A 10,088-nucleotide genomic window follows, 5' to 3' on the forward strand; every position below is an offset into this window, starting at 1 on the left:
GCCTTCTCAACGGCTCCCGGGCCCGGCGTTCCCGCGCGGGGCGGACGGGTCAGGAGCCCGCCGCCACCGCGGCCCGCCGCCGTCGGCCCACCACGGCCGAGGCCGCCAGCACGATGGCTGCGGCGACCAGCGACAGGTACATCTGCTTGCGCCCGTCGGCGTCGGTGAACATGTACGCCATGACGAACCCGATCATGCCCATGGCCGTCCAGGTCAGGTACGGGTACAGCCACATCCGGACGGTGTGCCGCTCGGGCATCTCGCGCTCGATGATCTTCCGCATCCGCAGCTGGGTGGCGCAGATCACCAGCCAGACGAAGAGCGCCACGGCGCCGGAGGAGTTGAGCAGGAAGGCGAACACGGTGTCCGGCGAGGTGTAGTTGAAGAAGACCGCGACGAAGCCGAAGACCACCGAGGAGAGGATGGCCACCCGCGGCACGCCGCGCGAGGTCACGGTGGCGAAGGCCTTGGGCGCGTCCCCGCGCTGGCCGAGCGAGAAGGCCATCCGGGAGGCGGTGTACATCCCGGAGTTGAGGCAGGACAGCACCGCCGTCAGCACGATCACGTCCATCACCTGGCCGGCGCCCGGGATGCCGATGTGGTCCAGCACCGCCACGTACGGGCTGGACTTGACGTCGGCGGAGTCCCAGGGGAGCAGGGTGACCACGAGCAGGATCGAGCCCAGGTAGAAGATCCCGATGCGCCAGATGACGCTGTTGGTGGCCTTGCTGACCGCCTTCTCCGGGTCCTCCGACTCGCCGGCGGCCAGGGTGACGATCTCGCTGCCCATGAAGGCGAAGACCACGGTGAGCATGCCGGTGAACACCGCGCCCACCCCGTGCGGCAGGAAGCCGCCGTGGCCGGTGAGGTTGCTGGCGCCGACCGCGTGGGTGCCCGGCAGCAGACCGAAGGCGGCGAGGGTGCCGATCACCAGGAACGCGGCGATCGCGACCACCTTGATCCCGGCGAACCAGAACTCGAACTCGCCGTAGGAGGCGACCGAGAAGAGGTTGGTGGCGGTCAGCACCGCCATCACTATCAGCGCCCAGCCCCACTGCGGCACGCCGGGCACCCAGTTGTTGAGGATCTTCGCGCCGGCGGTCGCCTCGACCGCGAGCACCACGACCCAGAAGAACCAGTACAGCCAGCCGATGGAGAAGCCGGCCCAGCGGCCGAGCGCGCGGTCCGCGTACGCCGAGAAGGAGCCGCTCTGCGGGTCGGCCGCGGCCATCTCGCCGAGCATCCGCATCACGAGCACGACCAGAGCGCCGGCCAGCGCGTACGAGAGCAGGATGCCCGGGCCGGTGGTCGCGATGCCCGCGCCGGAGCCGACGAAGAGGCCGGCGCCGATCACGCCGCCGATGGCGATCATCGACAGGTGGCGGTTCTTGAGTCCGGCCTTCAGGTGGCCGTCGCCGCCCTCTCCGGTCGGACTCGGCTGGTGGGGGAGCCTGGTGGCCGTCGTGGGCTTGGTGGTGTCCGCACTCATCAAGGTGCCCTGTGCCTTTCCAGCGCGGTGTGACCCTCGGCTCGTCGCGCCGGAGGGTGGGGGACTTGCCCGCGCATTGCGTCGCAACCTAACTTCTACGCCCGAGTATCGGAACAATGCTTTGATAACTGTTCGCTTACCGGACGTAAAAAGCCTGGTCAGGGTGGGTGGAAAGGTGGCATGGAAACCTCAGATCTGACGCATCGTCAGTATTCGAAAAGGTTGCCAAGCTCTGTTGGGGCTCAAATCGCCCGCACCTGCGCGGTCAGATCGGCCGCGCGTCGAGGACGGTGATCGCGGCCCCGTCCGCCGGTCGCCCGGTCAGCCGGGCGGCCAGGATCCGGGGGATGTCCTCCTCCTGCGAGTATCCGGGCAGGACGGTCACCTCCGCGCGCCGTGTGCCGGGCTCGCCCCGCACCGCGTACGTCACCAGGTAGCCGTACCGCTCCGGCGGCGGCGCCTGGTCCCGGTCCTGCCGGTCCCGCCGGCTCCGGACGGTCATCCGCATCGACCTCCTCGGCCCATTGTCGGCGCGGTGTGGACGATCCGCGCAAATCCGGGCAGAGTGGGACTCTCGGGACATGCCGTAGGAGCATCCCGAGCGTGCTCGGCGCCGGCCGGTTCCCGGCGCCGGTCAGGAGCGACCCCATGCAGACCACCTGGAAGGGGACGATCAGCTTCGGGCTGGTCAGCATCCCCGTCCACCTGTACTCCGCGACCCAGGAGCACGACGTCCCGCTGCACCAGGTGCACGCCAAGGACGGCGGCCGGGTGCGGATGAAGCGGTACTGCGAGCAGGAGGAGAAGGAGGTCCCGTACGCGGAGATCGCCAAGGGCTACGAGTCCCCCGACGGGCGGACCGTCACGCTCTCCGACGAGGACCTCGCCGACCTTCCGCTGCCCAGCAAGAAGATCATCGACGTGCTGGCCTTCGTGGACGAGGGCGAGATCGATCCGCTGATGTTCTCCAAGGCCTACTACGTGGGCGTCGCCGACAAGGCCGCCGCCAAGCCGTACGCGCTGCTGCGCGACGCGCTCACCGAGTCCGGGCAGATCGCCGTCACCAAGATCGCGCTGCGCACCCGGGAGTCGCCCGCGGTGCTGCGGGTGCACGACAACACCCTGGTGCTCCAGACCTGCATCTGGCCCGACGAGGTCCGCCCGGTGGCCGGCATCGCGCCCGAGGGGGACGTCACCGTCCGGCCGCAGGAGCTCAAGATGGCGCGGTCGCTGATGGACACCCTCTCCGAGGACTTCGACCTGGCCCAGCTCCACGACGACTACCAGCAGGCGCTGCAGCAGGTGATCACCGCGCGGCTGGAGGGCGTGGAGGTCCCGCACGAGGAGGAGCCGGGCGAGGCTCCGGACAACGTGATCGACCTGATGGAGGCGCTGCGCAGCAGCCTCAAGCAGGCCAAGGGCGGGCGGGGCGCCGGAGCCGAGGGCGCCGGAGCCGGGGAGGCCGGCGCCGGGGAGGAGCCCGCGCCGCGCAAGCGCGCCCCGGCGAGGAAGACCGCCCCGAAGGCGGGCCCGAAGTCCGCCGAGAAGTCCGTCGAGAAGACCTCCGAGAAAGCCTCCGAGAAGACCTCCGGGACGGGCGCCACGAGGAGCCCGGCGGCGAAGAGGACCGCCACCCGGAAGTCCTCGGCCCCCCGCAAGGCCTCCTGACCCTCCCGGGTCAGGCGTTCCTCCCATCCAGCCGTCCAGCCTTGGAGGCGATCCCGATGGACCTGCTGACCTACCAGGAAGTCGAAGCCCAGGCCGACGCCGCCGAGGGTCCCGAAGCCCGCAGGGCCCGGGGTTTCGGGCACCGCGTCTGGCACTGGCTGCTCAGCCTCAGCCCCACCGTGGTGACGTTCATGATCGCGCTCTCGATCGGCCTCTGCATGGTGGCCGTCCAGGTGAGCCTGCTGCCGGTGCTGGTGCCGATGGCGATCTTCTGGGGCCTGACGCTCATCGCGATGGGCGGCGTGATCGCCCGCTGGATGACCCCCGGGCCGGGCCGGCACCGCATGGCGTCCTGACCCGGCCGGGACGGGCACGGGGCCGGGAGGTCCGGCTCAGCCGATCCACACCGTGGTGACGTTGCAGAACTCCCGGATCCCGTGCCCGGACAGCTCCCGCCCGAACCCGGAGCGCTTGACGCCGCCGAACGGCAGCGCCGGGTGGGAGGCCGTCATGCCGTTGAAGAACACCCCGCCGGCCTGGATGTCCCGGACGAAGCGCTCCCGCTCGGCCTCGTCGGTGGTCCAGACGTTGGAGCTGAGCCCGAACGGCGAGTCGTTGGCGGCCGCCACCGCCTCGTCCAGGTCGGCCACCCGGTGGACGGTGGCGACCGGGCCGAAGGTCTCCTCCTGGTGGATCCGCATCGCCGGGGTGATGCCGGTCAGCACGGTGGGCTCGAAGAACCAGCCGGTGTCCCAGCCCTCCGGGCGTCCGCCGCCGCACTCCACCCGGGCGCCGCGGGTGCGGGCGTCCTCGACCAGTTCCTCCAGGTCGTCCCGGCCCTGGCGGCTGGCCAGCGGGCCGACGTCGGTGTCCTCGTCCATCGGGTCGCCGACCTTCAGCGCCCGCATCGCCTCGGTGAAGGCGGCGGTGAAGCGCTCGTAGACGTCGGTGTGCACGATGAAGCGCTTGGCGGCGATGCAGGACTGGCCGTTGTTCTGCACCCGGGCCCGGACGGCGGTGCGCACCGCGGCGTCCAGGTCGGCGCTCGGCAGCACCACGAACGGGTCGCTGCCGCCCAGTTCCAGGACGGCCTTCTTGACCTCGTCCGCCGCGGTGGCCGCGACCGCCCGCCCGGCCGGCTCGCTGCCGGTGAGGGTGACGGCGGTGACCCTGCGGTCCCGGATCACGCCCTCGACCGCGCCCGAGCCGATCAGCAGCGTCTGGAAGCAGCCCTCCGGGAAACCGGCCCGCCGGAACAGCTCCTCGATCGCCAGCGCGGTGCGCGGCACGTTGGACGCGTGCTTGAGCAGGCCGACGTTGCCCGCCATCAGGGCCGGCGCGGCGAACCGGACGACCTGCCAGAGCGGGAAGTTCCACGGCATCACGGCCAGCACCGGGCCGAGGGGGCGGTAGCGGACGTAGGCGCGGCTGGCGCCGGAGTCTGCGACGTCGGCCGGGGCCGGGTGCTCGTCGGCGAGCAGCGCCTCGGCGTTGTCCGCGTACCAGCGCATCGCCTTGGCGCACTTGGCGGCCTCGGCGCGGGAGGCGGCGAGCGGCTTGCCCATCTCCTCGGTCATGGTGCGGGCGACCGCCTCCTGCTCCCGGTCCAGCAGGTCGGCGGCGCGGTGCATCAGTTCGGCGCGGGCGGCGAAGGTGGTGCCGCGGTAGCCGTGGAAGGCGGCCTCGGCGCGGGCCAGCCGCCGCTCGACGCCGGCCGCGTCGAGCGGTTCGAAGGTCTGGAGGGTCTCGCCGGTCGCGGGGTTGACGCTGGCGATGGGCATGCGGGGCTCCCAGGTGGGTCGGGGTCCGGTGCGTCTGCCCTCACACCCTCCCTGACCGCCCGGCTCCGGGCACGCCTCGGCGCGCCCGGCGTGTCCCGGCGGGCGGGCGATCCGCTCCGCTCACTCCGGCAGCGACTCCACCCGGGCCGCCGCCTCCCGGGCCCTGGCCCCGGCCCTGGTCCGGGCCGCGGTGACCTGCCGGCCGGGGAAGCGGTGCAGGAACTCGGCCTCCAACTCCCCGGTGCGCAGCGTGTGCCGCTTCAGCGCCTCCTCCGAGCCGTACAGGAAGGTCTCGTGGCGCGTGCGGTGGAGCTGTTCCAGCTCGTGCAGGAGCGTGTCGTTGCCCAGGGCGTGCGGGGAGATGCCCGCGGGCCGGATGTGCGGGTCGTCGGCGTGCCGCATCTCGGTGCCTCCTCGGCGGAAGTCCCCTCCTCCAGGGTGCCCGGGGACCGTCGCGGCTGCACCCGGCCGGTGGGCACGGATCGTAGGATGAATCCTTCCGCGTTCCTCAGAAACCATCCCGCCGACGCTCGGACAGATCGCACATGCCGCTTCCCAAGGCCGAACTCCACCTGCACATCGAAGGCACCCTGGAGCCCGAACTCGCCTTCGAACTCGCCGCCCGCAACGGCGTAGAGCTGCCGTACGCCGACACCGAGGCGCTGCGCGAGGCGTACTCCTTCAGCGACCTCCAGTCCTTCCTGGACCTCTACTACGCGCTGATGGCCGTGCTGCGCACCGAGGACGACTTCGCCGACCTGGCCGACGCCTACCTGGCCCGGGCCGCCGAGCAGGGCGTCCGCCACGCGGAGATCTTCTTCGACCCGCAGGCGCACACCGCGCGCGGGGTCCCGCTGGGCGCGGTGGTGGACGGACTGACCCGGGCGCTGGAGCGCGGCGAGGAGCGGTACGGCATCAGCGCCCAGCTGATCATGTGCTTCCTGCGGGACGAGTCCGCCGAGTCCGCGCTGGAGACCTTCGAGGCCGCCCGCCCGTACTTCGACCGGATCACCGGCATCGGCCTGGACTCCGCCGAGGTCGGCCACCCGCCGGTGAAGTTCCGCGAGGTGTACCGCCGGGCCGCCGAGGCCGGGCTGCGGAGGGTCGCCCACGCGGGCGAGGAGGGCCCGGCCGCGTACATCACCGAGGCGCTGGACGTCCTCGGCGTCGAGCGGATCGACCACGGGCTGCGCTGCCTGGAGGACGGCGAGCTGGTTGCCCGCCTGGTGCGCGAGCAGATCCCGCTGACCCTCTGCCCGCTCTCCAACGTCCGGCTGCGCTGCATCGACACCCTCGCCGACCACCCGCTGGACGAGATGCTGGAGGCCGGGCTGCTGGTCACCGTCAACTCCGACGACCCGGCGTACTTCGGCGGCTACGTGGAGGACAACTTCCGCGCCGTGCGCGAGGCCCTCGCCCTCGACCAGGAGGCCCTGCGCCGGCTGGCCGCCAACTCCTTCCGCGCCTCCTTCATCAGCGAGCGGCGCCGGGCCGAACTGCTCGCCGAGGTCGAGGCGTACGTCTTCTGACCCGCCCGTCCGTCGCGCCGGCCCGTCACCCGTCCAGGGACGACGGGCCGACGCGCTCGTAGCGCAGCAGCGTCACGCCGTTGGTGAAGCGGTGGGTCTCGGTCAGGGCGAGCGGGGTGGGGTGGTCGGTCGGGCGGAAGAAGAGCGTGCCGCGGCCGAGCACGACGGGGTGGACGTAGAGCCGGAACTCGTCGATCAGGTCGAGGGCGAGGAAGGACTCGGCCAGGTTCGCGCCGCTGAGGCAGAGGTCGCCGCCGGGGCCGGCGGTGAGGGCGGCGACCGACTCCGGGGTGACCTCGTGGACGACGGTGGTGTTCCAGTCGGCGTGGTCGAGGGTGCGGGAGAAGACGGTCTTCGGCATCGCGCGCCAGATGCCCGCGAACTCGGCCGTCGGACCGTCGGCGGCCGGGTCCTGGTCGGCGGTGGGCCAGACGGAGGCCATCAGCTCGTGCGTCACCCGGCCGGAGACGAAACCACCCATTCGGGCGAGCTCGCGATTGAAGTGGGTGTGCACCTCGTCGTCGACGAGGTTCCAGCCGAGGTCGTGGTCCGGGCCCTCGAAGTAGCCGTCCACGGACAGGGAGACGAAGAGGACGATCCTGCGGCGCATCGGCGGCCTCACCGGGAGACGGTCCGCCGCCCCTGCCGCGGGGGAAGGGGCGGCGGACGGGATCAGATCAGGGTGCTCCAGTAGTACCAGAACCGGTTGAGGATCAGCAGCGCGATCACCGCGTACCAGAGGGCCGGGACGACCCAGTGGTAGCGGGCCGCCTCCCGGACGGCCGTCCGCAGCTGCGGGCCCACCGGGATCACGCCCGAGCGCAGGTTGTGCAGCGTGGTGTACCAGAACAGCGGGATCACCGCGGCCCACACCACCATGCAGTACGGGCAGAGCGCACCGATCCGGTACAGCGCCTGGTACATCAGCCAGGTCACGAAGCCGACCCCGAACACCGTCCCGGCCTGCAGGCCGAGCCAGAACCAGCGCCGGAACGCCGCCCCCGCGAGCAGCCCGGCACCGACCGCGACGACCACCCCGAAGGCGACCAGCCCGATCAGCGAGTTGGGGAAGCCGAAGGCCTCCGCCTGCGCGCTGCGCATGATCGAACCGCAGCTGATGATCGGGTTGATGTTGCAGTTGGGGACGTAGGACGGGTCCTCCAGCAGCCGGATCTTGTCCAGGGTGAGGACCGCCGAGGCGAACAGGCCGACGGCGCCGCCGATCAGCAGCAGCCAGGCGAACGGGCGGCTCGCGCCGTACGTGGGCCGCACGGCGGGCGCGCCGGCCGTCATCCGGTCACCTGCTTGACCATCGCGGTGAACTGCTCGGGGGAGACGGCCTTGCCGTTGGAGAGGACGTCCAGCTTCCTGCCGTCCAGCTTGACGGTCGGGGTGCCGGTGACGTCGCTCTTGTTGAACTCCTCGTTGACCTTGGCCGCCCACGGCGCGTAGGTGCCGTCCTGGACGGCCTTCACGAAGGCGTCCGTCTTCAGGCCGGGCACCTGGCCGGCCAGGTCCAGGACGTGGTTGACGTCGCCGAAGGCGTCGCTGCGCTCGTCCGGCTGGTTGGCGTACAGCACGTCGTGGAAGGCCTTGAACTTGTCCACGCCCTCGTTCAGCGCGGCGCCGGCCGCGGCCAGCGCGGTGCGCGAGCCCTTGCCGCCGAGGTTGTTGTCCAGGAACGTCGCCAGGTGGTACTGGACCTTGTACGTGCCGTCGTCCGCGAGCTGCTGGATCGCCGTGCCGGTGGTGGTCTCCAGCTGTTCGCAGAACGGGCAGCGGAAGTCCTCGTAGACGTCCAGGGTGTGCGGGGCGTCGGCCTTGCCGTAGGTGACCACGGTGCCGTCGGTGCCGCTCGCGTTGGCCGGCACGACCAGCGGGCCGTTCGCGGCGCTCGAACCGGAGCCGGAGGAGCCGCCGACGGCGAAGGCCACACCCGCCGCGAGGGCGAGGACGGCGGCCGAGGCGCCGCCGACCACCACCCGGCGGCGGATGCGCTCGGAGCGCTCGGCCTGGGCGCGGGCGACGCGCATGCGGTCCGTGGCGGAGGCCTTCTTGGCGGTCTTGCGGGTGTTGCTCATGGGGTGTCGTCCTGTGCTCTCGGGCGTACGGGTCGGCGCGGCCGGTCGGGGCCTGCGCGGGGGGAGAGAACAGCCGACTGAGCGGGCGGGGAGGCCCGCGGCTCAGACGGCCAGGGCGAACACCGGCGGACCGCGCCGGACGGCCGGGCGGACGACGACGTCCTCGGCGGGGACCAGCGCGCGGCTGGCCCGGGGGAACGGCACCCGCGCCGGCGGACGGGCCGGCAGCGGGGCGGCCAGCAGCCGCAGCCAGCGGGCGGCGGCCGGCAGATGGCGGTGCAGGAACTCGCCCACCATCCGGACGGCGCCGGCCAGGCAGCACAGCGCGGCGTCCGCACGGCGCAGCCAGTAGGCGCCGGCCAGCGCGATCACCGTGTGCAGCAACAGGAGCAGCAGCACACCGGCCCGCGCGGAGACGCCGTGACCGAGCAGGAAACCGCCGAGCGAACCGCCACCGCACAGCAGCGGCTGGAGGCCGTGCCCGGCGCCGGGCGGCAGCGAGGGACACGTGCTCTGCGCGAGGTCGAACAGCGCGCCGGCGCCCAGCTCCAGGGGCAGGAACACCGCCGCGATCGCCGGGAAGCCGCGCTCGCGGCCGGCCAGCGAGAAGGCCACCGCGAAGACGGCGGCCGAGGCCAGCAGCATCGGGCCGACCGGGAGCGTGCGGCCGGTGACCAGCACCTGGCCGAGCCCGGCGAGCAGCACGACCAGCGCGGCGAAGACCGCCGCGCGGAGCGTCCTGGTGACCGGCCCGATGTCCATGGCACCCGAGTCTGCCACAGGTTGAAACCGAAACGGTCTGCCGGACGGTGCGCTGTGAAGAGCCTCACCGCCCGCGCTGAGCTGGGCTTATCCGATGCTTACGGGTCGGCCCCGACGGCGTTCACCCGCGCCTCGACCAGCTCCCGGAAATGGTCCAGATCCTCGCGCACCGCCCGCTCGATCGCCCCGGCCTGGGCGAAACCGCGCGGCCCGCCGAACTCGCGCCGCACCGCCTCCGGGTCGTACTCCACCCGGATCTGCAACCGGGTGTGCCGGGCATCGAGCGGCAGCAGCGCGAAGGCGCCGCGCAGCGGAAGCGGACCCAGGGTCCGCCAGGCCATCACCCGGCCCCGGCCGCGGTCGGTGATCTCGGCATCGACCGAGTGCCGCTCGCCGTCGACCTCCACCCCGAGGTGCGCGAGGTTCCGGCCGTGCGGCTGGGCGCTGCTGACGCCGTCGACGAACCGGGGGTACTCGTGCACCCGGTGCAGTTGCTCCCAGGCGGCGAGGACGGGGGCGGCGATGTCGATCTGTTCCTCAAGGGTGCTCATTGTGCGCGGCACCTCCCTGGGTCCAGCGTGCGCCTCGGGGTGGGGGTGGGCAAAGGGGGGTGGTTGGTGTTGTTGGGGGCTTTCGGGAGGGTGGGGGGCCGGGGGCGGCTCCGGGGGTGGGTGCTCCGGGGGCTGGGTGATTTTCAGACTGCCGACCCTGTGGGTGGGGCGCTGGGCGTCGTTGGCGGTCGGAAAATCACCCGTCACGCCCCTCTCCGCACCCACCC

The 10,088-nt window shown here is 72.2% G+C and carries 12 protein-coding genes; 3 read left to right on the forward strand and 9 right to left on the reverse strand.

The features are described from left to right. Positions 1–49: 49 nt before the first annotated feature. The gene (locus tag ACFVGO_RS05470) at positions 50–1,489 is read right to left on the reverse strand and encodes an amino acid permease (RefSeq protein WP_359909105.1); all 1,440 of its coding nucleotides are present in this window, start codon (positions 1,487–1,489) and stop codon (positions 50–52) included. A 265-nt stretch (positions 1,490–1,754) separates the two neighbouring features. Continuing rightward, positions 1,755–1,991: a hypothetical protein gene (locus ACFVGO_RS05475; protein ID WP_359909108.1), complete on the reverse strand. Its 237-nt coding sequence runs from the start codon at positions 1,989–1,991 to the stop codon at positions 1,755–1,757. A 146-nt stretch (positions 1,992–2,137) separates the two neighbouring features. Between ACFVGO_RS05475 and ACFVGO_RS05480 the strand changes: the two genes are divergently transcribed. Together ACFVGO_RS05480 and ACFVGO_RS05485 are read left to right on the forward strand one after the other, a co-directional pair. After that, entirely contained in the window at positions 2,138–3,157 is a 1,020-nt protein-coding gene (locus ACFVGO_RS05480; protein WP_359909111.1) for a Ku protein, read from the forward strand. A 56-nt stretch (positions 3,158–3,213) separates the two neighbouring features. After that, a complete protein-coding gene (locus ACFVGO_RS05485) occupies positions 3,214–3,513 on the forward strand; it encodes a hypothetical protein (protein WP_359909114.1) in 300 nt (99 codons plus the stop codon). Positions 3,514–3,549: 36 nt separating this feature from the next. On the opposite strand, the gene ACFVGO_RS05490 is transcribed toward ACFVGO_RS05485, so the two are convergent. Together ACFVGO_RS05490 and ACFVGO_RS05495 are read right to left on the reverse strand one after the other, a co-directional pair. Next, positions 3,550–4,938: an NADP-dependent succinic semialdehyde dehydrogenase gene (locus ACFVGO_RS05490; RefSeq protein WP_359909116.1), complete on the reverse strand. Its 1,389-nt coding sequence runs from the start codon at positions 4,936–4,938 to the stop codon at positions 3,550–3,552. Between the two features lie 120 nt (positions 4,939–5,058). Continuing rightward, positions 5,059–5,340 (reverse strand): DUF6158 family protein, encoded by a 282-nt coding sequence (locus tag ACFVGO_RS05495; RefSeq protein WP_359909119.1) that lies wholly within the window; start codon positions 5,338–5,340, stop codon positions 5,059–5,061. Positions 5,341–5,483: 143 nt separating this feature from the next. Between ACFVGO_RS05495 and ACFVGO_RS05500 the strand changes: the two genes are divergently transcribed. Further along, entirely contained in the window at positions 5,484–6,467 is a 984-nt protein-coding gene (locus ACFVGO_RS05500) for an adenosine deaminase (RefSeq protein ID WP_359909122.1), read from the forward strand. 25 nt (positions 6,468–6,492) lie between these two features. On the opposite strand, the gene ACFVGO_RS05505 is transcribed toward ACFVGO_RS05500, so the two are convergent. The 5 genes from ACFVGO_RS05505 to ACFVGO_RS05525 all read right to left on the reverse strand — a co-directional run bounded on the left by ACFVGO_RS05505 (position 6,493) and on the right by ACFVGO_RS05525 (position 9,861). Further along, positions 6,493–7,077 carry a dihydrofolate reductase family protein gene (locus ACFVGO_RS05505; protein WP_380630909.1) on the reverse strand — a complete coding sequence of 195 codons (585 nt, stop codon included), beginning with the start codon at positions 7,075–7,077 and terminating at the stop codon, positions 6,493–6,495. Between the two features lie 62 nt (positions 7,078–7,139). After that, positions 7,140–7,760: a vitamin K epoxide reductase family protein gene (locus ACFVGO_RS05510; RefSeq protein WP_380630910.1), complete on the reverse strand. Its 621-nt coding sequence runs from the start codon at positions 7,758–7,760 to the stop codon at positions 7,140–7,142. Next, a complete protein-coding gene (locus ACFVGO_RS05515) occupies positions 7,757–8,548 on the reverse strand; it encodes a DsbA family protein (RefSeq protein WP_380630911.1) in 792 nt (263 codons plus the stop codon). The genes ACFVGO_RS05510 and ACFVGO_RS05515 overlap by 4 nt, the downstream gene beginning before the upstream one ends. 102 nt (positions 8,549–8,650) lie before the next feature. After that, the gene (locus tag ACFVGO_RS05520) at positions 8,651–9,310 is read right to left on the reverse strand and encodes a hypothetical protein (RefSeq protein ID WP_380349757.1); all 660 of its coding nucleotides are present in this window, start codon (positions 9,308–9,310) and stop codon (positions 8,651–8,653) included. A gap of 98 nt (positions 9,311–9,408) precedes the next feature. Further along, positions 9,409–9,861 (reverse strand): SRPBCC family protein, encoded by a 453-nt coding sequence (locus tag ACFVGO_RS05525; RefSeq protein WP_359909136.1) that lies wholly within the window; start codon positions 9,859–9,861, stop codon positions 9,409–9,411. Positions 9,862–10,088 lie beyond the last annotated feature (227 nt).

This window comes from Kitasatospora sp. NPDC057738, assembly GCF_042798815.1.
In the GTDB taxonomy this organism is placed as follows: Bacteria; Actinomycetota; Actinomycetes; order Streptomycetales; family Streptomycetaceae; genus Kitasatospora; species Kitasatospora lactacystinica.